The sequence below is a fragment of the Pseudomonas sp. efr-133-TYG-103a genome (assembly GCF_030209235.1).
GTDB lineage: Bacteria > Pseudomonadota > Gammaproteobacteria > Pseudomonadales > Pseudomonadaceae > Aquipseudomonas.
This window is the reverse complement of record NZ_JARVSK010000026.1, coordinates 134,400-159,531: the sequence shown is the minus strand read 5'-3', so window position 1 is coordinate 159,531 and position 25,132 is coordinate 134,400. Positions and strand designations below refer to the sequence as shown.

General features: G+C 62.0%; 24 protein-coding genes. 19 read left to right on the top strand and 5 right to left on the bottom strand.

What is annotated here, in order from left to right; genetic code table 11:
* Nucleotides 1–164 precede the first annotated feature (164 nt).
* Both QRN36_RS21635 and QRN36_RS21630 read left to right on the top strand, forming a co-directional pair.
* Nucleotides 165–1,757 (top strand): hypothetical protein, encoded by a 1,593-nt coding sequence (locus QRN36_RS21635; protein ID WP_285425936.1) that lies wholly within the window; start codon nucleotides 165–167, stop codon nucleotides 1,755–1,757.
* A gap of 107 nt (nucleotides 1,758–1,864) precedes the next feature.
* Entirely contained in the window at nucleotides 1,865–2,335 is a 471-nt protein-coding gene (locus tag QRN36_RS21630; RefSeq protein ID WP_285425935.1) for a hypothetical protein, read from the top strand.
* Nucleotides 2,336–2,338: 3 nt separating this feature from the next.
* On the opposite strand, the gene QRN36_RS21625 is transcribed toward QRN36_RS21630, so the two are convergent.
* Entirely contained in the window at nucleotides 2,339–3,028 is a 690-nt protein-coding gene (locus tag QRN36_RS21625; protein ID WP_285425934.1) for an alpha/beta family hydrolase, read from the bottom strand.
* 932 nt (nucleotides 3,029–3,960) lie between these two features.
* Here QRN36_RS21625 and ccoN point away from each other — a divergent pair.
* From ccoN to QRN36_RS21555, 14 genes are all read left to right on the top strand, one after another.
* On the top strand, nucleotides 3,961–5,403 hold the full coding sequence (gene ccoN / locus QRN36_RS21620; RefSeq protein ID WP_285425933.1) for a cytochrome-c oxidase, cbb3-type subunit I: 1,443 nt from the start codon (nucleotides 3,961–3,963) through the stop codon (nucleotides 5,401–5,403).
* Nucleotides 5,403–6,014, top strand: coding sequence for a cytochrome-c oxidase, cbb3-type subunit II (ccoO, locus tag QRN36_RS21615; RefSeq protein WP_285425932.1), 612 nt, complete (start codon nucleotides 5,403–5,405; stop codon nucleotides 6,012–6,014). Before ccoN ends, ccoO begins: the two co-directional genes overlap by 1 nt.
* A gap of 5 nt (nucleotides 6,015–6,019) precedes the next feature.
* Nucleotides 6,020–6,211: a cbb3-type cytochrome c oxidase subunit 3 gene (locus QRN36_RS21610; RefSeq protein ID WP_093459415.1), complete on the top strand. Its 192-nt coding sequence runs from the start codon at nucleotides 6,020–6,022 to the stop codon at nucleotides 6,209–6,211.
* Nucleotides 6,208–7,191 (top strand): cytochrome-c oxidase, cbb3-type subunit III, encoded by a 984-nt coding sequence (gene ccoP / locus QRN36_RS21605; RefSeq protein WP_285425931.1) that lies wholly within the window; start codon nucleotides 6,208–6,210, stop codon nucleotides 7,189–7,191. Before QRN36_RS21610 ends, ccoP begins: the two co-directional genes overlap by 4 nt.
* A 146-nt stretch (nucleotides 7,192–7,337) precedes the next feature.
* Entirely contained in the window at nucleotides 7,338–7,589 is a 252-nt protein-coding gene (locus tag QRN36_RS21600) for a type II toxin-antitoxin system Phd/YefM family antitoxin (RefSeq protein ID WP_285425930.1), read from the top strand.
* Complete coding sequence (locus QRN36_RS21595) at nucleotides 7,589–8,035, top strand: type II toxin-antitoxin system VapC family toxin (RefSeq protein ID WP_285425929.1); 447 nt, start codon at nucleotides 7,589–7,591, stop codon at nucleotides 8,033–8,035. Before QRN36_RS21600 ends, QRN36_RS21595 begins: the two co-directional genes overlap by 1 nt.
* A 141-nt stretch (nucleotides 8,036–8,176) precedes the next feature.
* Nucleotides 8,177–9,592: a cytochrome c oxidase accessory protein CcoG gene (ccoG, locus tag QRN36_RS21590; protein WP_285425928.1), complete on the top strand. Its 1,416-nt coding sequence runs from the start codon at nucleotides 8,177–8,179 to the stop codon at nucleotides 9,590–9,592.
* 12 nt (nucleotides 9,593–9,604) lie between these two features.
* Complete coding sequence (locus QRN36_RS21585) at nucleotides 9,605–10,138, top strand: FixH family protein (RefSeq protein ID WP_285425927.1); 534 nt, start codon at nucleotides 9,605–9,607, stop codon at nucleotides 10,136–10,138.
* Between the two features lie 4 nt (nucleotides 10,139–10,142).
* Nucleotides 10,143–12,596 (top strand): heavy metal translocating P-type ATPase, encoded by a 2,454-nt coding sequence (locus QRN36_RS21580; protein WP_285425926.1) that lies wholly within the window; start codon nucleotides 10,143–10,145, stop codon nucleotides 12,594–12,596.
* Nucleotides 12,597–12,621: 25 nt separating this feature from the next.
* On the top strand, nucleotides 12,622–12,840 hold the full coding sequence (gene ccoS / locus QRN36_RS21575) for a cbb3-type cytochrome oxidase assembly protein CcoS (RefSeq protein WP_285425925.1): 219 nt from the start codon (nucleotides 12,622–12,624) through the stop codon (nucleotides 12,838–12,840).
* 92 nt (nucleotides 12,841–12,932) lie between these two features.
* Nucleotides 12,933–13,616: a sulfite exporter TauE/SafE family protein gene (locus tag QRN36_RS21570; protein ID WP_285425924.1), complete on the top strand. Its 684-nt coding sequence runs from the start codon at nucleotides 12,933–12,935 to the stop codon at nucleotides 13,614–13,616.
* Between the two features lie 127 nt (nucleotides 13,617–13,743).
* On the top strand, nucleotides 13,744–15,126 hold the full coding sequence (gene hemN, locus QRN36_RS21565; protein WP_285425923.1) for an oxygen-independent coproporphyrinogen III oxidase: 1,383 nt from the start codon (nucleotides 13,744–13,746) through the stop codon (nucleotides 15,124–15,126).
* Nucleotides 15,127–15,245: 119 nt separating this feature from the next.
* Nucleotides 15,246–15,980: a fumarate/nitrate reduction transcriptional regulator Fnr gene (fnr, locus tag QRN36_RS21560; RefSeq protein WP_093459431.1), complete on the top strand. Its 735-nt coding sequence runs from the start codon at nucleotides 15,246–15,248 to the stop codon at nucleotides 15,978–15,980.
* 65 nt (nucleotides 15,981–16,045) lie between these two features.
* A complete protein-coding gene (locus QRN36_RS21555) occupies nucleotides 16,046–16,594 on the top strand; it encodes an adenine phosphoribosyltransferase (RefSeq protein WP_285425922.1) in 549 nt (182 codons plus the stop codon).
* A gap of 122 nt (nucleotides 16,595–16,716) precedes the next feature.
* Here the strand turns inward: QRN36_RS21555 and recR are convergent, their stop codons facing one another.
* The 4 genes from recR to dnaX form a co-directional block, all read right to left on the bottom strand.
* Nucleotides 16,717–17,319 (bottom strand): recombination mediator RecR, encoded by a 603-nt coding sequence (gene recR / locus QRN36_RS21550; RefSeq protein WP_285425921.1) that lies wholly within the window; start codon nucleotides 17,317–17,319, stop codon nucleotides 16,717–16,719.
* 69 nt (nucleotides 17,320–17,388) lie between these two features.
* Nucleotides 17,389–18,417 (bottom strand): NADP-dependent oxidoreductase, encoded by a 1,029-nt coding sequence (locus QRN36_RS21545; protein ID WP_285425920.1) that lies wholly within the window; start codon nucleotides 18,415–18,417, stop codon nucleotides 17,389–17,391.
* Nucleotides 18,418–18,734: 317 nt separating this feature from the next.
* Nucleotides 18,735–19,061: a YbaB/EbfC family nucleoid-associated protein gene (locus QRN36_RS21540; protein ID WP_062385680.1), complete on the bottom strand. Its 327-nt coding sequence runs from the start codon at nucleotides 19,059–19,061 to the stop codon at nucleotides 18,735–18,737.
* A 67-nt stretch (nucleotides 19,062–19,128) separates the two neighbouring features.
* A complete protein-coding gene (gene dnaX, locus QRN36_RS21535; RefSeq protein ID WP_285425919.1) occupies nucleotides 19,129–21,243 on the bottom strand; it encodes a DNA polymerase III subunit gamma/tau in 2,115 nt (704 codons plus the stop codon).
* Between the two features lie 178 nt (nucleotides 21,244–21,421).
* On the opposite strand from dnaX, the gene QRN36_RS21530 reads away from it, so the two are divergent.
* The 3 genes from QRN36_RS21530 to QRN36_RS21520 all read left to right on the top strand — a co-directional run bounded on the left by QRN36_RS21530 (nucleotide 21,422) and on the right by QRN36_RS21520 (nucleotide 25,099).
* Nucleotides 21,422–22,192, top strand: a complete 771-nt coding sequence (locus tag QRN36_RS21530; RefSeq protein WP_285425918.1) for an ABC transporter substrate-binding protein — start codon at nucleotides 21,422–21,424, stop codon at nucleotides 22,190–22,192.
* Between the two features lie 151 nt (nucleotides 22,193–22,343).
* Nucleotides 22,344–24,065, top strand: a complete 1,722-nt coding sequence (locus tag QRN36_RS21525; RefSeq protein ID WP_285425917.1) for an acid phosphatase — start codon at nucleotides 22,344–22,346, stop codon at nucleotides 24,063–24,065.
* A 197-nt stretch (nucleotides 24,066–24,262) separates the two neighbouring features.
* Nucleotides 24,263–25,099, top strand: a complete 837-nt coding sequence (locus QRN36_RS21520; protein WP_285425916.1) for a PhzF family phenazine biosynthesis protein — start codon at nucleotides 24,263–24,265, stop codon at nucleotides 25,097–25,099.
* The last annotated feature ends 33 nt before the right edge of the window (nucleotides 25,100–25,132 follow it).

Genomic DNA, 25,132 nt, shown 5'->3' with positions numbered 1-25,132 from the left:
ATACCTACCAGCTAGTTTTCGACGGCGTCCGCGTTGGCCCTGAGAAAGAGATTCTGCCCGAGAACAAACCAGGTGACTTGTTAACTGTTGAGATTCCTGTAGATCTTCTGGTTGAAGGCGTTCATAAAGTTTCGTATCGAACCTATAGTCCTTTTGGCGATTCTATGAACTTCTCAGGTGAAGTCACCATCCTGATCGACAAAACCGCCCCAGGCGCCCCACAACTCGCCCCCATCATCTTCCCCGACGCCGTCCAGAATGGTCTGACGTCGTCGGAACTGGAAATGCTGAATAACGTTCTGCCCGGCAAGATCGCCAGTTACAGCGGGATGGCGGTGGGTGATGTGATTCGCACCTATTGGGGTCCGGTCGAGGGGCCGATGGCGTTCGTGGATGCGAACGACATGGGTTTGAACCGCGTGATGGTGGATTTCACCCGTAGCTTCCTGGAGCAGGCGGACGGCCTGAACGCCGCGGTGTTTTATACCGTGACGGATCAGGCAGGCAATGTGTCGATGCCGTCGGATTCGATTTCGATCCAGTTGCAGCTTTCGATGCTCAAACCGCTGCCGGCACCTGTTATCGCCGAGGCGAAAGGCGACACGCTGGATCCGGCGGATACCCTCAATGGCGCGACGCTGATCGTCGCGGCCAGCGCGAACCTGCGTGAAGGTGAGACGGTGATTGCGCGATTCGAAGGCCCAAAAGGCAGCGAACAGAAAGAGAAGCGCATTCTGCCGGACGAGGCCGGAATGGCGGTGTCGCTGGTATTCAGCAGCACGCTGGTGACCGCCAACGACGGGCAGCAGGTCGAGGCGTCTTACAGCGTCACGCGCACCAGCGGCATTGTGCAGGATTCGGAAACGCTGTCTCTGACAGTCATGAGTGCGGCGCTGGAACTGCCCGCGCCGACCATGGACACCGTAGGTCCCGACGGCATTTTGCGCCCTTCGCTGATCACCGGCTGGGATGCGATGGTGCGCGTCAGCTACCGCGACATGCAGGCATACGATGTCGTCAAGGCGCGTTGGGTGGGCAAGACCACGTTCGACACCGGCATGAAGAATGTGGGCGGCATGACTGAACTGGTGTTCGGCATTCCGAAGATGCTGATTCAGCAGAGCGAGGGTGGCAGCGCATCGGTGACGTATTTCGTCATCCGTAACGGCGTTGAAATGGAGTCGCAGACGCTGGCATTGACGGTCCGCGAAGGCACGATGTTCGACACTTCACCGGTGACGCTGGCTGGCAAGATCTACCTGCTGCCCGCCTATCCGGATCTGCTTCCTTCTTTCCCGAGTGGCACGACGATCAAACGTGTCCCGAGCGGCGGCGTTGCGCCGTACACCTTCACCACCAGTGATGCGAAGGTGGCGAAAGTGGACGCTGAAGGTCTGGTGTCGGTGCGCGGCAACGGCGTGGCAACCATCAGCGTGACCGACGCGTCGGGTGACTCGAAAAGTTACGTCGTCACGGTCACTGGCGTGATCGAATGCCACGGCGTGGGGTCTGGCAATTACACGCAGATGTCCAATGGCGCTGCACGCATTGGCGGCCGCATTCCCAGCATTCATCAGTTGATCGAGATCCATAACGCCTACGGCAACCGCTGGCCGATGGGCAATGCCAACTATTGGTCGTCCACCGTCGCCAAAAACGTGCTGGGCGCCAAGTGGTATTACGTGAAGCACCTGATTACCGGCAAGGACTATAAGTTGCTGCACATCAGTATCAGCCTGGGCGTGGCGATCCGCTGATACCGGCGGGTGATCAACCACCGCCCAACACCCTGATTCCATGACCCGGAGACGCGCGCCTGACGCAGCGTCTTCGGGTTGTTCGCGCAGACGAAGAACCCGCCACCATGACTGATCCGGTTCACCACCATGTTGCAAAGCCCCAGGCCAGCGTCGAGCGGGACCACTTCGAAGCGTTGGTCAATGGCAGACCGTTCGTGTGCAGTCGCGTAGACGGCAGGTTTTGCCTGCGCGCCGAACTGGATTCCGCCCGACGTCGACGGATCTGGAAGATCAACGCGACGGGGCGGGTCGGCAACGACGGCACGACGTTCGGCGTGTTCATCGACCACTCACTCGCACCGGGCATCCATGACCTGAAAGGCAATGCGCTGCTGACCGTGATCTATCACCTCACGCCCAAGCGAATGTCGCGCATTTATCACTCCGCGTATTTCCAACAAGGCAGCATGAGGTTGCTGGAATGCGCCGCCGGAGGACGCCTGCGGGGCACGTTTCACTTTGCCATTCCGGCAGTGGGCTTCTGGGTCAGTGAAGGCGTTTTCGACGTTGCCTGCCCGGACGACAGAGGCAACTGACCGTCAACCCAGCAGGCGCGCCGCGATGCGATCCGCCGTGTCCTGCAGACAGTCGGCGTAGCTGACGCTTGCCGATTTCAGGGGTTTGAGGTCATGATTGGCCGTCGGCAGCCAGTGCACTTCGATGCTGGATGACAGCTTATAGCCTTCGACCGCCTCGCGATTGCCCAGCGCATCGCGCTCGCCTTGGACGATCAGGGTCGGCGTGCGTAGATCGGCCAGATGAGCCACCCTCGGCTTTTCCGGTTTACCCGCCGCATAGAACGGATAGCCAAGGCAAATCAGCGCCTGCGCCTGAAGCTCATCGGCGACCAGGCTGGCCATGCGCCCACCCATGGATTTGCCCCCGATCGCCAGTCGTCCGCTGACCACCGGACGCACTGCAGCGTAGACCTGATGCCAGCATTCCAGCAGTTTCGCCTGCGGGTTCGGCGGACGTCTTCCGCCATCCGCACGGCGTTGTGCCATGTAGGGAAATTCGAATCGCAACACGCCAACACCTGAAGCGGCAAGGCGCGCGGCGATGTCATTCATGAACTCGCTGTCCATCGGCGCGCCGGCGCCGTGAGCGAGAATCAAGGTGGCCGATTTTACAGCCTGGCTGTTCGTCGGTGCCGTCCACAGCCATCCATGCTGCCGGGCCAGTTGCGCACATTGATCGGCGTCAGTGCTCGCCGGTTGACCTTTGCTCATGCTTGCCTCTTCGATTACGCCTTGTCGGCGGCAACGGTTGTATGCCGTGCATTATGCCGGGCAAAGAGGCTGCCGCGCGCGGGGAAACGTGCAGGCCGGCCTTTGGCGCCTGAGCCATTGTCAAGCACGTCACGCTGACAGATGCCCGACTGACGCTCATGAAGATTGCCGGCGGAGACAGCCTGGGTTCAGCTCGGCGGTTCTACCCTGCCAGAGCACTTCGGACGAAAGCACCGGAAGGATGAGCGCCCCAACCCGCACGCAACCGGGCGGTTTCATTCTCGGAAACAGGCTTCGCTCCGGCATGGGTCGATCAACCGCGACGATCGCCGATGCCATCTGCCAGCTCGGGCCAAATTTTTTTGGGCGATGAAACGTGCAACCGTCGACGGCATTTTTGTATACAACTTGAGGTGCAGAAACACTCCTGCAGCGCACGGAAAGACTGCAAGAGGAACGTTTCAGCACTGTGTCGAATCATCGAGCGCCGCGTCTGCCGAAGGACGCGGCGGTTCGATGCGATTGCGCGACCAAGTGTCGCACTCATCAATCGCGAGGCTTCCCACGCCAGCGTTTCGCGTCTAAGCTTGCGTCGCAGAGTGGTTCGGCAACAGCCGGCCACAGGCTTGGTAGAAGGATTGTGCACGGTACTCCAACCCGCTTGCAGACAGACAGCGCCGATCTGTTCGTCACCCGCCGGGTTGTATCCAATTCCCCACTCACGCGCGCTGTCCCCATCGACCTGTCCCCCGCACTTTCGGCCCACGTGGGCAGAACCTCATTGACCCAGTGCGTGGGCGTCTGTCTGAAAACCGCATCAGGCGTTTTCCGTTGACCTGACCCGCCGCTTGCGGCGCGGCAAAAGGTCTACGCTTACACGATGTTGCGGCCGTTACCACACTAATAAAATACCCAAACCGTGGAACCCTATAATGAGCACAGCAATCAGTCCGACTGCTTATAACTATAAGGTGGTCCGCCAGTTCGCCATCATGACGGTGGTCTGGGGGATCGTTGGCATGGGGCTCGGCGTCTTCATTGCCTCGCAACTGGTCTGGCCTGACCTCAACTTCGGCCTGCCGTGGACCACATTCGGACGCCTGCGCCCGCTGCACACTAACCTTGTGATCTTCGCCTTCGGTGGCTGCGCCCTGTTCGCCACTTCCTATTACGTCGTGCAACGCACGTGTCAGACGCGGCTGATTTCCGACGGCATGGCGGCGTTTCACTTCTGGGGCTGGCAGGCGGTGATCGTCGGCGCCATCGTCACCTTGCCGATGGGCTACACGACCACCAAGGAGTACGCCGAACTGGAATGGCCGATCGCGATCCTCCTGGCAATCGTCTGGATCACCTACGCGGCGGTGTTCTTCGGCACCATCGTCAAGCGCAAAACCAAGCACATCTACGTCGGCAACTGGTTCTACGGCGCGTTCATTGTGGTGACCGCCATGCTGCACATCGTCAACCACATCTCGCTGCCGGTGAGCCTGTTCAAGTCGTATTCGGCCTACTCAGGCGCGACTGACGCGATGATTCAATGGTGGTACGGGCACAACGCTGTAGGCTTTTTCCTCACGACCGGCTTTCTCGGGATGATGTACTACTTCGTTCCGAAACAGGCCGAACGTCCGATCTATTCGTATCGCCTGTCCATCGTGCACTTCTGGGCGCTGATCACCCTGTATATCTGGGCCGGCCCGCACCATTTGCACTACACCGCCCTGCCCGACTGGGCGCAGTCGCTGGGAATGGTGATGTCGATCATCCTGCTGGCGCCCAGCTGGGGCGGCATGATCAACGGCATGATGACCCTTTCCGGCGCCTGGCATAAATTGCGCACCGACCCGATCCTGCGTTTTCTGGTGGTGTCCTTGGCGTTCTACGGGATGTCGACGTTCGAGGGGCCGATGATGGCCATCAAGACCGTCAACTCGCTTTCTCACTACACCGACTGGACCATTGGCCACGTTCACGCTGGCGCCTTGGGTTGGGTGGCGATGATCTCCATCGGCGCGGTGTACCACATGATTCCGAGAATTTTCGGACGCCCGCAGATGCACAGCATCGGCCTGATCAACACGCATTTCTGGCTCGCCACCATCGGCACCGTGCTGTACATCGCCTCGATGTGGGTCAACGGCATCACCCAGGGCCTGATGTGGCGCGCCATCAACGATGACGGCACGCTGACGTACTCGTTCGTCGAAGCGCTGCAGGCCAGTCATCCGGGTTACATCGTGCGCGCCCTGGGCGGAGCGTTTTTCGCCAGCGGCATGCTGTTCATGGCCTATAACGTGTACCGGACGGTCCGTGCGTCGAACGCCGAAGAAGCCGAAGCGGCTGCCCAAATCGCCGTCGTGGGAGCGCACTGATGATCAGACACGAAACCCTCGAAAAGAACATCGGCCTGCTGTCGATCTTCATGGTCATCGCGGTGGCCGTGGGTGGCCTGACGCAGATCGTGCCGCTATTTTTCCAAGACGTTACCAACAAGCCCGTCGAAGGCATGAAGCCGCGTCCGGCCCTTGAACTGGAAGGCCGCGACGTGTTCATCGCCAATGGCTGCGTAGGCTGTCACTCCCAGATGATCCGGCCGTTCCGGGCCGAAACCGAGCGCTACGGCCACTATTCGGTGGCGGGCGAAAGCGTCTGGGATCACCCGTTCCTGTGGGGCTCAAAACGTACCGGGCCCGACCTGGCTCGCGTCGGCGGACGTTACTCGGATGACTGGCATCGTGCGCACCTGTACAACCCGCGCAACGTGGTGCCCGAGTCGATCATGCCGGCATACCCGTTCCTGGTGGAAAACCGGCTCGACGGCAAGAACACCGGCAAGAAAATGGAGGTGATGCGCAGCCTCGGCGTGCCGTACACCGACGAGGACATCGCCGGTGCCGGCGATGCCGTTCGCGGCAAGACCGAGATGGACGCACTGGTGGCCTACTTGCAAGGCCTGGGCACCCTCATCAAAAGCAAACGGTGATCACGATGGATATCGGAATGATTCGAGGTCTTGGCACGATCGTGGTGATGGTTGCGTTCATCGGCCTTTCGCTGTGGGTGTTCAGCCCCCGCCGCAAGGCTGAGTTCGACGATGCGACCCTGCTGCCCTTTGCCGACGATCCCGAGGCGATCAAACAGCTCGAGCAGGCGAAAACCTCCAGGAGCCGCGCACAATGACTACGTTCTGGAGCCTATACGTCACCGTGCTGACGCTGGGCACGATCTTCTCGCTGAGCTGGTTGCTGCTGGCGACCCGCAAAGGTCAGCGCGCCGACACCACCGACGAAACCGTCGGCCACTCCTTCGACGGCATCGAGGAATACGACAACCCGCTGCCCAAGTGGTGGTTCATGCTGTTCGTCGGCACCATCATTTTTGCCCTCGGCTACCTGGCGCTGTACCCGGGCCTTGGCAACTGGACGGGATTGCTGCCGGGTTACGAATACGCCGACAACGACAAGCAGGTGACGTTCTCCGACGGCAAGGCGGGCTGGACCGGCGTGCACGAGTGGGAGAAAGAGATGGCCCGGTCGGACGCCCGTTTCGGGCCAATTTTCGCCCGATTCGCCGCCATGCCGATCGAAGACGTCGCCAAAGATCCACAAGCGCTGAAAATGGGTGGGCGCCTGTTCGCCTCCAACTGCTCGGTCTGCCACGGGTCGGACGCCAAAGGTGCCTACGGCTTCCCGAACCTGACCGACGCCGACTGGCGCTGGGGCGGTGATCCGCAGACCATCAAGACCACCATCATGGGCGGGCGCCATGCCGTGATGCCCGCGTGGGGCGAAGTGGTCGGCGATCAAGGCGTCCGTGATGTCGCCGCCTTTGTCCTGACCCGTCTTGATGGCCGCAAATTGCCGGACGATGCCAAGGCCGATGCGGCGGCGGGGCAGAAGATATTTGCTGCCAACTGCGTGGCCTGCCACGGCCCCGAAGGCAAAGGCACGCCGGCAATGGGCGCTCCGGATCTGACCCACCCGACGGCCTTTATTTATGGCTCAAGCTTCGCGCAACTCCAGCAGACGATTCGCTACGGTCGTCAGGGCCAGATGCCGGCGCAGGAGTTACTGCAGGGAAACGACAAGGTGCATTTGCTGGCAGCGTATGTGTACAGCCTTTCCCATGGCGAGAAGAGCCAGGCGGATGAGCAGGAGTAGTAGAAACGGCGCCTCGCTGGCGGAAAATGGCGAGGCCCTCCTTTCGTTACATATTGACTGTTGTGGAAGTGCTGCAGCGGGCATAGGATGCGCAACAACCGAGTAGCAACGTAACTACATTCATATGCCAAGGAGTTGCCCATCCCATGATCACGACGATAACCAGCCGGGAATTCAATCAAGACACCAGCGGAGCCAAAAAAGCCACCAAGGAGGGGCCCGTATTCATTACCGACCGAGGACGCCCGGCTCACGTGCTTCTGACTATCGAGGACTATCAAAAGCTGGCCGGCGGATCCGCCAGCATTATTGACATGCTGGCGATGCCTGGCACTGAAGACATTGATTTCGAGCCGCAACGTGCCGTTGTCACTCAACGCGCGGTGGACTTTTCCTGATGTACCTGCTCGACACCAATGTCGTCTCTGAACTGCGAAAGAATCACAGGGCAGCACCCAGCGTGATGAGATGGGCACGGCCAATCCCGGCCTCCAGCCTGTATTTGTCGTCCATCACAGTGCTTGAGCTTGAGACTGGCATCCTGCGGCTCGAACGTCACGATGCTGCGCAATCGAAGCTGCTCAGAACGTGGCTGGAGCACCATGTTTTACCTGCATTTGCGGGCCGAATCCTGCCCATCGACACCGCTGTAGCGAGCAAATGTGCCCGATTGCACGTACCGGATCCTCGCAGCGAGTACGACGCATTGATCGCTGCCACGGCATTGGTACATGGCATGACGGTGGTCACACGCAATACCGCTGATTTTGCAGGCAGCGGGGTAGCACTTATCAACCCGTGGATCAGCCAGCTTAACGAGGATCGCGCGCCATACCGGGTATAGCCCTGAGCGAGTATCCCGTAAGCCACGCAGACCGCCCCATAGACTAAAATCAGAGGGGCGACAGGCGTGGCAAAACCATGAATAACGACCCCGACCGGCACGCACTGGCCGGGGCAGATTCCCCTTCCGTGGGACGTTGCGATGAGCGAACAAATACCGGTACACAACGTCACGCCGCCGACCAGAAAAGACGGCGACACCGTCGATCTCTACGCTTCGCGGGAGAAGATCTACACCCGGGCCTTTTCCGGTCTGTTCCGCAACCTGCGAATCAGCGGCGGCATCGTCCTGTTCCTGCTTTATTTCGGCACCGTCTGGCTCGACTGGGGCGGCCATCAGGCGGTCTGGTGGAACCTGCCGGAACGCAAGTTCTACATCTTCGGCGCCACCTTCTGGCCGCAGGATTTCATCCTGTTGTCCGGCATTCTGATCGTCAGCGCATTCGGGCTGTTTTTCATCACCGTATTCGCGGGGCGCGTCTGGTGCGGCTACACCTGCCCGCAGAGCGTCTGGACATGGATTTTCATGTGGTGCGAGAAGGTCACCGAAGGCGATCGCAATCAGCGGATGAAGCTGGACAAGTCGCCGATGAGCGCCGGCAAATTCACCCGCAAGCTGGCCAAGCACAGCCTGTGGCTGCTGATCGGGCTGCTCACCGGGCTGACCTTCGTCGGCTACTTCTCGCCGATCCGCGAACTGGTCGTCGACTTCATCACTGGTCGGGCCGATGGCTGGTCTTACTTCTGGGTCGGCTTCTTCACCCTTGCCACTTACGGCAACGCCGGCTGGCTGCGCGAGCAGGTGTGCATCTACATGTGCCCTTATGCGCGCTTCCAGAGCGTGATGTTCGACAAGGACACGCTGATCGTTTCTTACGACCCCCGTCGCGGCGAGAAACGAGGCCCGCGAAAAAAAGAGCTGGATTACAAAGCGCAGGGCCTGGGCGATTGCATCGACTGCACCATGTGCGTACAAGTCTGCCCCACCGGCATCGACATCCGTGACGGCCTGCAGATCGAGTGCATCGGCTGCGCAGCCTGCATCGATGCCTGCGACACGATCATGGACAAGATGAACTACCCACGCGGGCTGATCAGTTACACCACCGAACACAACCTGTCCGGCCAGACTACGCACACCCTGCGGCCGCGTCTGATTGGCTACGCGGTGGTGCTGCTGGTGATGATCGGCGTGCTGACGGGCGCGTTCTTCATGCGCTCGCTGGTGGGTTTCGACGTCAGCAAGGACCGCGTTCTGTACCGTGAGAATGCCGAAGGGCGCATTGAAAACGTGTACAGCCTCAAGGTCATGAACAAGGATCAGGTCGATCACGTCTACGTGCTGGACGCCACGGGCCTTGCGGACCTGAAGCTGCAAGGGCGGCGCGAGATCAAGGTGCCGGCGGGTGAAATCGTCACCTTGCCGGTCGAGCTGTCGGTGGCGCCAGAACAACTGCCGTCGAGCACCAACGAGGTGAAATTCATCCTGCGGGACGTCGAAGACAGTGGCAGCGAAACTCAGGCAAAAAGCCGTTTCATTGGCCCACAGGTGCGTTGAGAGAAGTCATCAATGAGCGTCGCAACCGCTGCAAGTCCCTGGTACCGGCATCTGTGGCCATGGATCATCATCGCCATCCTCGCCTGCTCGGTCACGCTGACCCTGTCCATGGTGACGATTGCCGTCAATCACCCGGACAACCTGGTGACCGACAACTATTACGAGGCCGGCAAAGGCATCAACCGTTCGCTGGATCGCGAATGGCTCGCGCAGACGCTGAAGCTGCGCGCCACGATCCAGCTGGACGCGCTGACCGGTGAGGTCGATGTGCGGCTCAACGGCGACAGTCAGCCGGAAACCATGGTGCTCAACCTGATTTCGCCGACGCAGCCGGAGAAGGATCGCAAGGTCGTTCTGGCGCGTAATCCTGCGCAACCCGGACGTTACGTCGGGCAACTGAGCGACCGGGTTGAAGGCCGGCGTTTCGTCGAATTGCTGGGCGTGGACAACGCCCGGACCTGGCGCCTGTTCGAAGAGGAGCTCATTGCCCGCGACAAAGCGCTGGTGCTGGGCGACGAGCCGCTTCAGGGCGCGGAAAAGAAGTGACGACGTGAACACTCCCCGCCCCTGCTATCACTGCGCACTGCCCGTTCCATCGGGCAACCGCTACCTCGCCACGGTGCTCGGCGAGCCTCGGGATTTCTGCTGCCCGGGCTGCCAGGCCATCGCCCAGGCCATCGTCGAAGGCGGCCTGGAAAGCTATTATCAGCACCGCAGCGAGGCCTCGACCAACCCGCAAACCCTGGCGCTGCCACTGCCTGACGAGCAGACGCTGTACGACCGCCCCGATGTGCAGGCGTCATTCGTGCGCCACGACGAGTCCCTCGCCGAAGCCACCCTGATGATCGACGGCATCAGTTGCGCGGCCTGCGGCTGGCTGATCGAGCGCCATCTGCGCACCTTGCCGGCCGTGGCCGAAGCGCGCCTGAACCTGTCCAGCCATCGTCTGCACCTGCGCTGGGACGATGCGCAACTGGCGCTGAGCGAGGTGATGAGTCAGCTGCGCAGCATTGGCTACGCGGCTCATCCTTACCAGACCGATCAGGCGACCGAGCATCTGGCCTCGGAGAATCGCCGCAGCCTGCGGCAACTGGGCGTGGCTGGTCTGCTCTGGTTCCAGGCGATGATGGCGACGATGGCCACATGGCCGGAGTTCAGCCTCGATCTCAGCCCGGACATGCACACGATCCTGCGCTGGGTGGCGATGTTTCTGACAACGCCGATTGTCTTTTACAGCTGTGCGCCCTTCTTCAAGGGTGCAGTGCGCGACCTGAGAACCCGACGTCTGACGATGGATGTTTCGGTGTCGCTGGCCATCGGCGCGGCTTATCTGGCAGGCATCTGGACGGCGATCACCGGTGTGGGTGAGCTGTATTTCGACGCGGTCGGCATGTTCGCCCTGTTCTTGCTGACCGGGCGCTATCTGGAGCGCCGCGCGCGGGAACGCACCGCCGCTGCCACCTCGCAACTGGTGAATCTGCTGCCGGCGTCCTGTCTGCGCGTGAAAGAAGACGGCCAGACCGAGCGCATCCTGCTCAGCGAACTGCGTCTGCACGATCGGGTGCTGGTCCATCCTGGCGCGGTTTTGCCCGCGGACGGCAGGATCGTCGCCGGACAATCCAGCCTCGATGAGTCGCTGCTCAGCGGTGAATACTTGCCCCAGCCGCGGCGCACGGGTGATGCCGTCACGGCGGGCACGGCCAACGTCGAAAGCGCCTTGACCGTCGAAGTGCTCGCGCTGGGCCATGACACCCGCCTGTCCGCCATCGTCCGGCTGCTGGAGCGGGCGCAGACGGAAAAGCCGCCGCTGGCCCGCATTGCCGACCGGGCCGCGCACTGGTTTCTGATGATCTCGCTGGTGCTGGCCGCCGCCATCGGCCTGTTGTGGTGGCAACTGGACCCCGCACGCGCCTTCTGGATCGTGCTGGCGATGCTGGTTGCGACCTGCCCCTGCGCGCTGTCGCTGGCGACGCCTACCGCATTGACCGCCGCCACCGGCACGCTGCACGCCCTGGGCCTGCTGCTCACGCGCGGCCATGTGCTGGAGGGGCTGAATCAGGTCGACACGGTCATCTTCGACAAGACCGGCACGCTCACCGAAGGCCGGCTGACCCTGCGCGCCATTCACAGCCTTGGCGCGTTGAGCAGTGACGAGTGCCTGTGCCTGGCGGCTGCGCTGGAAAATCACTCGGAGCACCCGGTCGCCAGGGCATTCGGCAGCACGCCGCTGACCGCACAGGATGTGATTGCAACGCCAGGGCTTGGTCTTGAGGGTCGCGTGGACGGTCGGGTTCTGCGCATCGGTCAGCCTGCGTTCGTCTGCGCGTTGAGTGACAGCCAGGTTCCGTCGCTGCCCGAGCAGGTGGGTCAATGCCTGCTGCTGGGCGACGCGCACCAGGCGCTGGCCTGGCTGGTGCTGGATGATCGTGTACGTGACGACGCCGCGGACTTGATCGACGCGTGCCGCCAGCGCGGCTGGAAGACGCTGCTGTTGTCCGGCGACAGTTCGCCGATGGTTGCCAGCGTCGCCGCGCAGCTGCGCATCGACGAAGCGCGCGGCAGCCTGCAGGCGCAGGACAAACTGGCAATTCTTGGGCAGTTACGGGCGCAGGGACACACCGTGCTGGTGGTCGGCGACGGAGTCAATGACGTGCCGGTGCTGGGCGCGGCGGACATCAGCGTGGCGATGGGCTCGGCGACCGACCTGGCGAAGACCAGCGCCGACGCGGTCCTGCTGTCCAATCGCCTGGAAGCGCTGGTGCAGGCATTCAGCCTGGCGCGCCGAACTCGCCGGATAATCATCGAAAACCTGCTGTGGGCCGGTCTGTACAATGGCCTCATGCTGCCGTTTGCCGCGCTGGGCCTGATCACGCCGTTGTGGGCGGCGGCCGGCATGTCGATCAGCTCGCTGGTGGTGGTGCTCAACGCCCTGCGACTGACCCGCATGAAGCAACGCCCACCCGCGCCCGCCCTCAGCGCCGACCGCCGTGCGCTGCCAGCATGACCGCACAACTGCTTCAGGAGGCCCGATGCCTGCGCTGTACGTCATGATTCCCGTCGCGCTGCTGATAGTGGCGGTGGCGATCTACATCTTTTTCTGGGCGGTGGACAGCGGTCAGTATGACGATCTGGACAGCCCGGCGCACAGCATCCTGTTCGACGATCAAGACCCCGCGCACAAGGCTGGCGTCGATGAAGCATCAGGAAAAAACGTACCGCCTGCGCGCGAGAAACCCGCGGATGATTGATCCGGATTCCAGCCCCTCGCGGTTGCGAGCAAGCGTGCGCCTACAAGGCGAACAGCTCGTTTCCCACGTCGAACGCTATGCAGGCCGGGCCCATGGCTGACCTCCTCCCCCAACTCGTCAGCGCGCTGATTCTCGGCCTGCTTGGCGGCGGCCACTGCCTGGGCATGTGCGGCGGGCTGATGGGCGCGCTGACCCTGGCGATCCCCAGGGAACAACGCAGTCGGCGCTTGCGCCTGCTTGCGGCCTACAACCTGGGGCGGATTTTCAGCTATGCCTGCGCCGGGTTATTGATCGGGCTGCTGGGTTGGGCGGTGATCAACAGTCCGGGCGCGATGTTGCTGCGGGTCGTTGCCGCGCTGTTGCTGATCAGCATGGGCTTGTACCTGGCCGGCTGGTGGAGCGGCCTGACGCGCATCGAAGGCCTGGGCCGCTGGCTGTGGCGCTTCATCCAACCAATCGCCAGCCGCCTGCTGCCAGTATCGAGCACACCGCGTGCCCTGTTGCTCGGCGCGTTGTGGGGCTGGTTGCCGTGCGGACTGGTTTACAGCACGTTGCTGTGGGCCGCCAGCCAGGGCAACGCCTGGTACAGCGGCCTGCTGATGCTCGCCTTTGGCGTCGGCACCTGGCCCGTGCTGCTCGCCACCGGCCTTGCCGCCGAACGCACCCACGCGCTGCTGCGCCGCCGCAGCGTGCGGGTGGCGGGCGGTCTGCTGGTCATCGTGTTCGGCCTGTGGACGCTGCCCGGCCCGCATCAGCACTGGCTGATGGGGCATTGACGGCACCGCTCGTCCGGCACGCGAAGGTCTCTCGCCGAGGGATCTGCCTGTATTGATCCAGATCAACGTTTCCCTGCTGCTCACTCCCTAAACTGCTTCCACCGCCAGTCTTTTCGGGAATGCCCGCATGCTCGACGACCTTCGTTGGGATTCAGAACTCATCCGCCGCTACGATCTGGCGGGACCCCGTTACACGTCCTACCCCACTGCCGTGCAGTTTCATACGCAGACAGGCGCCTTCGACCTGCTCCACGCCCTGCGCGAAAGCCGCAAGGCGCTCAGGCCGCTGTCGCTTTACGTGCACATCCCGTTCTGCGCCAACATTTGCTACTACTGCGCCTGCAACAAGGTGATCACCAAGGATCGCGGCCGCGCCCAGGCGTACCTGCAACGGCTGGAACACGAGATCGAGATGATCGCCTGTCACGTCGACGCTCGGCAGGTGGTCGAGCAACTGCACCTGGGCGGGGGCACGCCCACCTTCCTCAGTCACGTGGAACTGCGGCAGCTCATGGCGCACCTGCGCCAGCATTTCCATCTGCTGGACGATCATTCCGCCGACTACGGCATCGAAATCGACCCCCGCGAAGCCGACTGGTCGACCATGGGCCTGTTGCGCGAACTGGGCTTCAACCGCGTCAGCCTCGGCGTGCAGGATCTTGATCCGCTGGTGCAGCGCGCAATCAACCGCCTGCAAAGCCTGGAAGAGACCCGCGCCATCGTCGAGGCTGCGCGCACGCTGCAATTTCGGTCGGTGAACGTCGACCTGATCTACGGCTTGCCGTTGCAGACGCCCGACGGCTTCGCCCGCACGGTCGACGAAGTGATCGCGCTGCAGCCCGATCGGCTTTCGGTGTTCAACTACGCGCACCTGCCGGAACGCTTCATGCCGCAGCGGCGCATCGACACCGCGCAACTGCCGGGCCCCGAGCACAAGCTGCAGATGCTGCAGCGCACCATCGAACAATTGACCCGCGCAGGCTATCGCTACATCGGGATGGACCATTTCGCCCTGCCCGACGACGACCTGGCGATCGCGCAGGAAGAAGGCACCCTGCAACGCAATTTTCAGGGCTACACCACCCACGGTCACTGCGATCTGATCGGCCTGGGCGTCTCGGCCATCAGCCAGGTCGGCGATCTGTACGCGCAAAACAGCAATGACCTGACCGAATACCAGAGCCTGCTCGCCAGCGATCAACTGGCCACCAAACGCGGCCTGCTGCGCAACGCCGACGACCGTTTGCGACGCGCAGTCATCGGCCAACTGATCTGTCATTTCCAGCTGGATTTCGTCAGCATCGAGGCCACCTTCGCCATCGACTTTCGCAATTACTTCGCTGATGAGTGGCCGCAGTTACTGGACATGGCCACAGACGGACTCATCGAACTGGATGCCAGAGGGCTGACCGTCACGCCATCGGGACGGCTGCTGGTGCGGTCGATCTGCATGGTGTTCGACGCGTATCTCAGCATGCAAAACCGTCAGAGATTTTCCCGCGTCATATAGGAGTTTTCCTTTGCATGGGCAGGAATGTTTGTCACGCCATGGAAGGCACGTGCTAGTCGGGGCTTTGACCGTGGGTTACCCTTTCGACTTATGTGTGTATTTTCACAAGGAATTACCCGATGTCTGAGCCAGTAAAACTGCGCGCTCATACCCAGGCTCACTGCAAGGATTGCAGCCTGGCCCCGTTGTGCCTCCCGCTTTCGCTGAACCTGGAAGACATGGATGCACTGGACGAAATCGTCAAACGCGGCCGTCCACTGAAAAAAGGTGAATTCCTGTTTCGCCAGGGCGACACTTTCGATTCGGTCTACGCCGTGCGCTCTGGCGCGCTGAAAACCTTCAGCCTCAGCGATGGCGGCGAAGAGCAACTCACCGGCTTCCACCTGCCGAGCGAACTGGTCGGCTTGTCGGGCATGGACGCCGAGGCCTATCCGGTGTCGGCGCAGGCGATGGAGACCACCTCGGTCTGCGAAATTCCCTTCGAGCGGCTCGACGAGCTGTCCGTGCAACTGCCTCAATTGCGTCGGCAGCTGATGCGGGTGATGAGCCGGGAAATCCGCGACGATCAGCAGATGATGTTGCTGCTCTCGAAAAAAACCGCCGACGAGCGTATCGCGACCTTTCTGGTCAACCTGTCGGCGCGTTTTCAGGCCAGGGGGTTCTCGGCCAATCAGTTCCGCCTGAGCATGTCGCGCAATGAAATCGGCAATTATCTGGGGCTTGCGGTGGAAACCGTATCGCGAGTATTCACCCGATTCCAGCAGAACGCGCTGATCGCCGCCGAAGGCAAGGAAATCCACATTCTGGACCCGATCCAGCTGTGCGCACTGGCCGGTGGTTCGCTGGAAACCTGATGCATCGAGGCTTGGGCAGGCTTAGACTAGCGCCTTTGTTTCAGTCTCCTGCCCAGGATCCTTCGATGATTTTCGACGAGTTCAGCTTCAAATCCCTGATCCGCCCGGTGGTGGATTTCCCCAAGCCCGGCGTGATCTTCCGCGACATCACCCCGCTGTTTCAGTCGCCCAAGGCGCTGCGCGTAGTGATCGACAGCTTCATCCAGCGTTACATCGATGCGGAATTCACCCACGTCGGCGCGATGGACGCGAGGGGTTTTCTGATCGGCTCGATCATCGCCTACGAACTCAACAAACCACTGGTGCTGTTCCGCAAACAAGGCAAATTGCCGGCTGACGTCCTGGCCGAGGGCTACCAGACCGAGTACGGCGAAGCGTTCCTGGAAGTTCACGCCGACAGCCTGTGTGATGGCGATTCGGTAGTGATGTTCGATGACCTGATCGCGACCGGTGGCACGCTGATCGCCGCGGCCAACCTGATCCGCCGCATGGGCGCGAAGGTTTACGAAGCAGCGGCGATCATCGACTTGCCGGAACTGGGCGGTTCCCAGCGCCTGGAAGACATGGAAATCCCGACGTTTTGCCTGACGCAGTTCGCGTTGACCGATAAATAACGGCGCAGTAATTTTCCACTGTGAGCGCGCGTTTGCCCGCGATTGCGATGTGTCGGCCAAGACGGTGTATCTGACCCACCCTGATCGCGGGCAAGCGCGCTCCTACAGCGATTGGTGTGATTTCAGAGCTGGATCGGCTTGCGTCCCGCGAACGAGTGCGCCAGCGTTCCGCCATCCACCAGTTCAAGCTCGCCACCCAGCGGCACGCCGTGGGCGATCCGGGAAGTCACCAGACCTTTGTTGTTGAGCAACTGAGCGATGTAATGCGCCGTCGCCTCGCCCTCGACCGTGGGGTTGGTCGCCAGGATCACCTCGGTGAACGTGCCCTGCTCCTCGATGCGCGCCGTCAATTGAGGAATGCCGATCGCTTCAGGACCCAGCCCGTCCAGCGGCGACAGATGGCCTTTGAGCACGAAGTAACGTCCGCGATAACCGGTCTGCTCGACGGCGTAGACATCCATCGGCCCCTCCACGACGCACAACAATGTGTCGTCACGGCGGTTATCGGCGCATTGCGGGCACAGCTCATCCTCGGTCAGCGTGCGGCATTGCTTGCAGTGTCCAACGCCTTCCATGGCCTGACTCAGCGCTTGAGCCAGTCGCGAGCCGCCACTGCGATCACGCTCGAGCAACTGCAACGCCATGCGTTGAGCGGTTTTCTGACCCACGCCCGGCAAAATGCGCAGGGAGTCGATCAACTGGCGAATCAGAGGGCTGAAGCTCATTAAAGAAACGTCCGACAAAAACACGAGACGCGGTTTATACCCGCGCCCCCGATTAGCGTCAAATAACGCTTACGACACCTTCACCACCAGCTTGCCAAAGTTCTTCCCTTCGAGCATGCCAATGAAGGCGTCCGGCGCGTGCTCAAGGCCTTCCACCACGTCCTCGCGGAATTTGACTTTGCCGTCCTTCACCAGCGGCACCATCTCCTGCATGAATTCGTCCAGGCGATGGTAATACTCTTCGTAAACGATAAAGCCCTGAATTTTCGCGCGCTTGGTCAGCAGCGTGCGCATCAGCAGCGGCAGGTAGTTCGGGCCATCGGGCAGCCGCTGAGCGTTGTATTGCGCAATCAGGCCGCACAGCGGAACCCGCGCATGCTGGTTGAGCAGCGGCAGGACGGCCTCGAACACCTCACCGCCGACGAGTTCGAAATAGATGTCGATCCCGCTCGGACAGGCTTCGCTCAGTTGCTCGGCAAAGTGCTCGCTGTGGTGATCGATGCATGCGTCAAAACCCAGTTCGTCCATCACGTAGCGGCATTTGTCGATGCCGCCCGCGATGCCCACCACGCGCAGACCGTGCAGCTTGGCAACCTGGCCGACGACCGAGCCGACGGCACCGGACGCTGCGGCAACCACCAGCGTCTCACCGGCTTTGGGCTGACCGATGTGCATCAGGCCCATGTAGCCAGTGATACCGGGCATGCCCAATACGCCGACGGCCATGGACGGAGTCGGAATATCCTTCGGCACGGGCAGGAGGTTCTTGCCGTCCGAAATGCTGTGGGTCTGCCAGCCGGTCTGCCCCACTACCAGGTCACCTTCCCTGAACGCAGGATTGCGCGACTGCTCGACGACACTGACGGCGCCGCCTTCCATCACCGCGTCAATTTCCACCGGCGGCGCGTAGGATGGCGCGTCGCTCATGCGGCCACGCATGTAGGGATCGAGGGAAAGGTACAGCGTGCGAAGCTGAAGCTGCCCTTCCTGCAGGTCAGGCAAAGCTTCACGTTCCAGACGAAAGTTCTCCGGCGTCGGTGCGCCCTGCGGACGGGAGGCCAGGACGATACGCTGGTTGAGGATCAGATCTTGCGACATCGGGAGCGGCTCCTTGATAGATCAATGAAGGACTATAGAAAGCAGACCGTTCAGCCCGGACGGGGTTCGGTTGAATGCAGCAGGCAATATGAGGGACATCATTTTTCATCGCAACGTCGAACCTCAGTTTGCGCGCCAGCAGCCGGTGCATGCGCTGAACATGCAGCGGTCGCAGAAGCGTCTCAGCGAGCAAGCTCACGCCTACAGGTCACGAGCTCGGCTCCGGCATCGCAGTGAGGCGGAATACTGATCATCGGCCCATAAAAAATGCCAGGCACTCGGCCTGGCATTTTCGGTGCAACGCAACCAACGCTGGATCAGAACGGCAGTTTCATGCCTGGCGGCAGTTGCATGCCGGCGGTCATGCTGGCGGTCTTCTCCTGGCTGGCGGCCTCGATCTTGCGCACGGCGTCGTTGACGGCGGCGGCGATGAGGTCTTCCAGGATTTCCTTGTCTTCCTGCATCAGGCTGTCGTCCAGACTGACGCGCTTGACGTCGTGGCGTCCGGTCATCACCACGCTCACAAGGCCTGCGCCGGACTGGCCGGTCACTTCGGCATTGGCCAGTTCTTCCTGCATCTTGGCCATTTTTTCCTGCATCTGCTGGGCCTGCTTCATCAGGCCAGCCATGCCACCTTTCATCATGGGAGTTCTCCTCGAAAGTCGTTGGGGTCGTAACGCGGCGCCAAGTGAGCTTAGCGCCTCGTGGTGATTAATGGGCCTGTGCCGGGGCGTCCACCGGCACAATCGTGTCTTCGCGAATGAACGCGCCAAACTGCTCCAGCATCTGCTTGATGAACGGATCGCCATGAATGGCGGCTTCGGCCTGACGCTGGCGATCGGCCCTGCGACGTGCCGCGGCCTGCGCTGGCGTCTCCTGCTCTGGCTTGATCAGCTCGATACTCAGATGGATAGTGCGTTCATGGTATTGGTTCAGCGCATCGTTCAAACGGCGCTGTTGCGTCGAGTTGAACAGCGCGCTGTGCGCCGGATCCAGGTGCAGCAGCCAGTTGTCGCCCTCGACCGAAATCAACGTGCAGTTGGCAGCGATGCTGCCGGTCATGCCAGACACCGGCAGTTTCGGGAATATGTCCAGCCAGTCTGCGGCAAGACCGGTGGCCGGCCTGGCGGCGGGCAGCAACTCCGGCTCCTTTTCCACCGCTTCGGCGGTGTCGTGGGCGAGGTCGTCAAGGTACGCAAACGAGGCAGGATCGATGTCGACATCCGGCTCGTAGTAATCGTCATCCGGTGGCGGCTCGTCGTCGCGCTCCATCGGCGCCGGCACATAAGCGACCGCATCCGGCACATGCTCGAGCATCGCGGGAGTCACTGCATCGGCGGCGGCCTGCAGCTGTTCCTGCGACTCGACTTCCGGCGCGTCCGGCACCGGACTTGCAGGCGCGGGCGTCGGCATCGGGGTCAGATCAGGCTGCTCGGCCACAGTGTCCAGCACAGGCTCGGGAATCTCTTCGGCCACCGGCTCGGGCTCGATCACAGCGGCCAACGGCGCCGCCTTCGGCTCGTTCCAGGGCAGATCGATCTCTTGCGCCGCAGTGGCCGGCTCAGGCACCGGGGCAACCGGCACAGCGGGCGTTTCGACAGCAGGCGCTGGCGCACTGACTGCCGGGCTGCGGTCCGGCGTAGGCGCGATGGCCGCCGGACTTGCCACCGCTGTCCGGGAATCAACCGTGGCCGGGCTGATCCCCACTGACTTTAACGGTTGCCTGGGTGCCGCTTCACTGTCCGCGGGACGGAACGCGAGCATGCGCAGCAGGACCATCTCGAACCCGCCTCGCGGATCGGGAGCCAGCGGCAGATCGCGGCGCCCGATGAGGCCCATCTGATAGTAGAACTGAACGTCTTCGGCCGGTAAGGCCTGAGCCAGCGCCAACACGCGATCGCGGTCGCCATGGCCGTTGTCGACACCTTCGGGCAGCGCCTGCGCGATGGCGACGCGGTGCAGCACATTGAGGATTTCCGACAGCACGCCGCTCCAGTCCGGCCCCTGCTCGGCCAGATGGCGAACGGCCTCGAGCAGCGAGCGAGCGTCGCCGTCGATCAACGCGGTCAGCACGTCGTAAACCTGGCCGTGATCCAGTGTGCCGAGCATCGCCCGGACATCCGCGGCCAGCACTTTGCCTTCGCCGAACGCGATGGCCTGATCGGTCAGGCTCATGGCGTCGCGCATCGAACCGTCGGCGGCGCGGCCCAGCAGCCACAGCGCGTCGTCTTCGAACGGAATGTTTTCAGCGCCCAGCACGTGGGTCAGGTGCTCGACCACGCGCTCGGGCGTCATGTTTTTCAGCGAGAACTGCAGGCAACGCGACAGGATGGTCGCGGGCAGTTTCTGCGGGTCAGTGGTCGCGAGGATGAATTTGACGTAGGGCGGCGGCTCTTCCAGCGTCTTGAGCAAGGCGTTGAACGAGTGGCTGGAGAGCATGTGCACTTCGTCGATCAGGTAGACCTTGAAGCGTCCGCGGCTCGGGGCGTACTGCACGTTGTCGAGCAGTTCGCGGGTGTCTTCGACCTTGGTGCGGCTCGCGGCATCGATCTCGATCAGGTCGACGAAACGGCCCTCGTCGATCTCCCGGCAGACCGAACATTCGCCACAGGGCGAAGACGTGATGCCGGTTTCGCAGTTCAGGCACTTGGCGATGATCCGCGCGATGGTGGTCTTGCCGACGCCACGGGTGCCGGTGAACAGATAGGCGTGGTGCAGGCGCTGGCTGTCCAGCGCGTTGATCAAGGCCTTGAGCACATGGGTCTGGCCGACCATTTCGCGGAACGAGCGCGGACGCCATTTACGTGCAAGAACCTGATAACTCATTGAAAACCGTCGCGACTGGGATGCGGAAGACCGCTAATGCTAGCGGAGCGGGGGCAAAAATGCATCCGGGCAATATGAGTGCGCGCATATAAACAATCTGCGACTAGACTGCCACGACAGCGGAAACGCCGAATGAATGCCCACTGATAGCGCCGTTATGCTCATATAGAGGGACCACATGCGTCTGCTGGCACTGAGCGCTTTGTTGCTGATAAGTGGGACGGGACATGCCGAGCACGCGCCGCTGAGGTTTTCCATTGCCGACGCGTGGGCCATGCCGCTGGTGCAGATCGATGATCATCAGGCCACCGGCGGCATACTGTTTGACATCATGCAAAGCATGGCGGCCCAGGCCGACCGGGCGGCCGAATATCGCGTGGTGCCCATCCAGCGCGTGCAGCGCACGCTGGAGCGCGGCGCCATCGACGTGCGCTGTTACGCCGCGCAGTCGTGGATGCCGAACCTTTCGGGCGATTACACCTGGAGCCTGCCACTGCTGATCCAGCGCGACCTGCTGATCAGCACGCCCGACAACGCCGCGCCGGTCGAACCCGGGCAGCTCGACAACGAGGCCATCGGCACGGTGCTGGGTTACGTTTACCCCACGCTGCAGCACAGTTTCGACAGCCAGCGGCTGAGACGCGACGATGCCCGCAGTGAGGTTCAGGTCCTGCAGAAACTGCAGATCCATCGCTATCGCTATGCCATTGGCAACCAATGGTCGCTGGACTGGTTCAACCGCAACCTTCCCGAAAATCAGAAACTGCGCCGCGTGGCTGTCATCGACGAGCAACCGGTGGGCTGTATTGTGCGCAACGACACGCAGATTCCCGCGCAGCAACTGATGCGAATCCTGCTGCGCATGCGCATGTCCGGGGAGATCGACCGGATCATGAGCCGCTACAACACGGTGTCGGGATTGCCGGCAGATCGTCCTTCAACGCCTTGAACAGCCTGGGACAGCGCGCTCGGCGAGCCGATCGAAGCAGCGCGAGGCGTCAAGACCGGACGCTTCAAGCTGTAGCAATAACGTCACATTGCGGGATTAGGCTCCCTCGACATAATTAGTTACACCTTGAATCCAGCGAGCAGGAGCCGTGATGAGCGACAAACCCCAAGACCCCGCCACGCCGTCCGCCAGCACGACGTCCACCGATTCCCCCATCGACACCAGCCGTCGTCGCTTTCTGGGTGGCGTGGCCGTATTAGGTGCCGGGGCGACGTTAAGCAGCGTTGTCGCCGCGAGCGACGCCGGCAGCGACGGCAAGTCTGCCGCCCTTGAAACCACCTTAAGCGGTGCTGAACTGGACAAGGCGCTGGCCGACAACGTCAAGACCATCGTGGTCATCTACGGCGAGAACCGCAGCTTCAATAACCTGTTCGCCAATTTCCCCGGCGTCGAGAAACCATTGTCGGCGGTGAAAGCCGATGACTATCGGCAGCGCGATCGCGACGGCAAGCTGCTGGAAACGCTGCCGCCGGCCTGGGGCGGTGTCTGCCAGATCGGCCCGCAAAGCATCGACGGCGTGACCTATCCGACCGGCGTGCAGTATCAGGAAAACCTGCCGAACGCGCCTTACGCACTTAAAGGCCCGAACGCGGAGGACTTGCCGCTGGGCCTGGTCACGCGGGATCTGTGGCATGTGTTTTATCAGAACCAGATGCAGATCAATGGCGGCAAGAACGACGGCTTCGTCGCCTGGGCCGACTCCGGCGGCCTGCCCTTGGGTTATTACAGCCAGAGCCAATACTCCTTGCGCCTGTGGGATGTGGCCAAAGAGTTCGTGCTCTGCGACAACTTCTTCCAGGGCGCCTTCGGCGGCTCGTTTCTCAATCACCAATACCTGATCAGCGCAAAAGTGCCGTTTTATCCGGACGCTGCGAGCTCGGCCGCCAAGTCGCAGATCGCCGTTCTGGAAAGCAGCGACCCGCTGGACTATCGCCTCAAGCCGCTGGAAAAATCCCCCGCCAGCGCCATGTCCGGCCCTCCTCAGTTCGGCCCCAGCGCCCTGACGCCTGATGGTTACGCGGTCAACACGATGGCCCCGCCCTACTGGCCGACCTGGCTGCGCGACAAGGAAAAACCCGATTACTCCCAGCCCAACCTGGCCAACGTTTTGGTGCCGCAGAGCCACGACCACATCGGCGACAAGCTGTCGAAGAAGAACATCGACTGGGCCTGGTACGCCGGCGCCTGGCAGTTGACGCTGGACGAGTACAAGGACTCGACCGGCATCCCGAAAATCCCGAACTTTCAGTATCACCATCAGCCGTTCAACTACTTCAAGCAGCAGGGCCCGGAAAACGCCGCCGAGCGTAAGAAACGTCTGCGCGACGGCGGCCTGGGCGATGAGTCGGCCACCAACCGGTTCCTCGCCGACGCCGAAGCCGGGAAGCTGCCTGCGGTGACGTTCTACAAGCCGCAGGGCAATCTGAACATGCACGCCGGTTACGCCGACGTGGCAGCGGGTGACCGGCATATCGATCGCGCCGTGAAGACCCTGCGCAACAGCCCTCAATGGAGCAACATGGTGATTGTCGTCACCGTCGACGAGAACGGCGGCTGGTGGGACCATGTCGCGCCGCCCAAAGGCGACCGCTGGGGCCCGGGCACACGGATTCCGGCCATCGTCATTTCGCCGTTCGCGCGCAAGGGCTCGGTCGATCACACGATTTACGACACGGCCTCGATCCTGCGCCTGATCACCCGCGTTCATGGCCTGGAAAAACTCGATGGCATCGTCGAACGCGACAACGCGATGACCGCACGCGGCCAGGCACCGATGGGCGACCTGACCAACGCCCTGCACTTCCCGAACTGACCGGTCGATCCGCGATCTGGCCTGAGCGCCGGATTGCGGACACCGCCGATGCCGGCCGTTTGCTCAGCCGGTGCCTCGGCCGTTTGTCCCGGTGACCACCATTCAGTTGCTCGCAGAATCCGGCCGGATCTGTCTATGTACAGCGTTTTCATGCCTGCCTAGAGTGGCCAGCTCCCCTAACCGACATCGGAGCGTCCATGCCACACTCATTCAAATTCCAGCAGGTCGATGTGTTCTCCAGCGCACCGACACAAGGCAACCCGCTGGCCGTCGTCAGCGCCGCCGATGATCTGACTGACGCGCAAATGGCCGCTTTCGCACGCTGGACCAACCTCAGCGAAACCACCTTCCTGCTGCGTCCGACGCATCCGGAGGCGGACTATCGCGTGCGCATTTTCACGACTACGCGTGAACTGCCATTTGCCGGGCACCCCACCTTGGGCAGCTGCTTCGTTTGGCTGGACAACGGGGGCGTCGCCCAGGCTGAGGAAGTCGTTCAGGAATGCGGCGCGGGGCTGGTGCGCATCCGCCGTGACGGTTCGCGTCTGGCCCTGTGCGCGCCGCCGTTGTTGCGCAGTGGTCCGGTTGAAGACGACGTGTTGCAGCGCATCATTGCAGGCCTTGGATTACGCCGTGAGCAAGTCACCGGGAGCCAATGGGCAGACAACGGCCCGGGCTGGGTCGCGGTCATGCTCGCCAGCCGCGATGACGTGCTCGGCGTACGTCCCGACTACGCCGCACTGCGCGGTCTGAACGTCGGCCTCGTCGCGCCGTGGACCGGGCCGGACGCCGAAGCCGATTTCGAAGTCCGCGCTTTCACGGGCGATCTGGGCGCCGAAGATCCGGTGACCGGCAGCCTCAACGCCAGCATCGCCCAATGGCTGATTCCGGCCGGTCTCGCGCCACGGCAGTACACCGCCCGCCAAGGCACGGCGATGGGCCACCGCGGTCAAGTCCACGTGGAGCAGCTCGGTGAGCAGATCTGGGTGAGCGGCGAGGTGCAAAAGTGCATCGCCGGTCAGGTGACGCTCTAAAGCAGGTCGGTTGCGGCGAGTCGAATCCGCCGC

Coding starts and splice junctions, on each gene's coding strand:
- QRN36_RS21635 (WP_285425936.1), top strand. CDS start 165: ATGAACTTCTCAGGTGAAGTCACCATCCTGATCGACAAAACCGCCCCA.
- fnr (WP_093459431.1), top strand. CDS start 15,246: ATGTCTGAGCCAGTAAAACTGCGCGCTCATACCCAGGCTCACTGCAAG.
- QRN36_RS21525 (WP_285425917.1), top strand. CDS start 22,344: ATGAGCGACAAACCCCAAGACCCCGCCACGCCGTCCGCCAGCACGACG.
- QRN36_RS21595 (WP_285425929.1), top strand. CDS start 7,589: ATGTACCTGCTCGACACCAATGTCGTCTCTGAACTGCGAAAGAATCAC.
- QRN36_RS21585 (WP_285425927.1), top strand. CDS start 9,605: ATGAGCGTCGCAACCGCTGCAAGTCCCTGGTACCGGCATCTGTGGCCA.
- ccoG (WP_285425928.1), top strand. CDS start 8,177: ATGAGCGAACAAATACCGGTACACAACGTCACGCCGCCGACCAGAAAA.
- hemN (WP_285425923.1), top strand. CDS start 13,744: ATGCTCGACGACCTTCGTTGGGATTCAGAACTCATCCGCCGCTACGAT.
- QRN36_RS21625 (WP_285425934.1), bottom strand. CDS start 3,028: ATGAGCAAAGGTCAACCGGCGAGCACTGACGCCGATCAATGTGCGCAA.
- ccoO (WP_285425932.1), top strand. CDS start 5,403: ATGATCAGACACGAAACCCTCGAAAAGAACATCGGCCTGCTGTCGATC.
- recR (WP_285425921.1), bottom strand. CDS start 17,319: ATGAGCTTCAGCCCTCTGATTCGCCAGTTGATCGACTCCCTGCGCATT.
- QRN36_RS21610 (WP_093459415.1), top strand. CDS start 6,020: ATGGATATCGGAATGATTCGAGGTCTTGGCACGATCGTGGTGATGGTT.
- QRN36_RS21600 (WP_285425930.1), top strand. CDS start 7,338: ATGATCACGACGATAACCAGCCGGGAATTCAATCAAGACACCAGCGGA.
- QRN36_RS21545 (WP_285425920.1), bottom strand. CDS start 18,417: ATGTCGCAAGATCTGATCCTCAACCAGCGTATCGTCCTGGCCTCCCGT.
- QRN36_RS21555 (WP_285425922.1), top strand. CDS start 16,046: ATGATTTTCGACGAGTTCAGCTTCAAATCCCTGATCCGCCCGGTGGTG.
- QRN36_RS21570 (WP_285425924.1), top strand. CDS start 12,933: ATGGCTGACCTCCTCCCCCAACTCGTCAGCGCGCTGATTCTCGGCCTG.
- ccoN (WP_285425933.1), top strand. CDS start 3,961: ATGAGCACAGCAATCAGTCCGACTGCTTATAACTATAAGGTGGTCCGC.
- QRN36_RS21540 (WP_062385680.1), bottom strand. CDS start 19,061: ATGATGAAAGGTGGCATGGCTGGCCTGATGAAGCAGGCCCAGCAGATG.
- ccoS (WP_285425925.1), top strand. CDS start 12,622: ATGCCTGCGCTGTACGTCATGATTCCCGTCGCGCTGCTGATAGTGGCG.
- dnaX (WP_285425919.1), bottom strand. CDS start 21,243: ATGAGTTATCAGGTTCTTGCACGTAAATGGCGTCCGCGCTCGTTCCGC.
- QRN36_RS21630 (WP_285425935.1), top strand. CDS start 1,865: ATGACTGATCCGGTTCACCACCATGTTGCAAAGCCCCAGGCCAGCGTC.
- QRN36_RS21520 (WP_285425916.1), top strand. CDS start 24,263: ATGCCACACTCATTCAAATTCCAGCAGGTCGATGTGTTCTCCAGCGCA.
- ccoP (WP_285425931.1), top strand. CDS start 6,208: ATGACTACGTTCTGGAGCCTATACGTCACCGTGCTGACGCTGGGCACG.
- QRN36_RS21530 (WP_285425918.1), top strand. CDS start 21,422: ATGCGTCTGCTGGCACTGAGCGCTTTGTTGCTGATAAGTGGGACGGGA.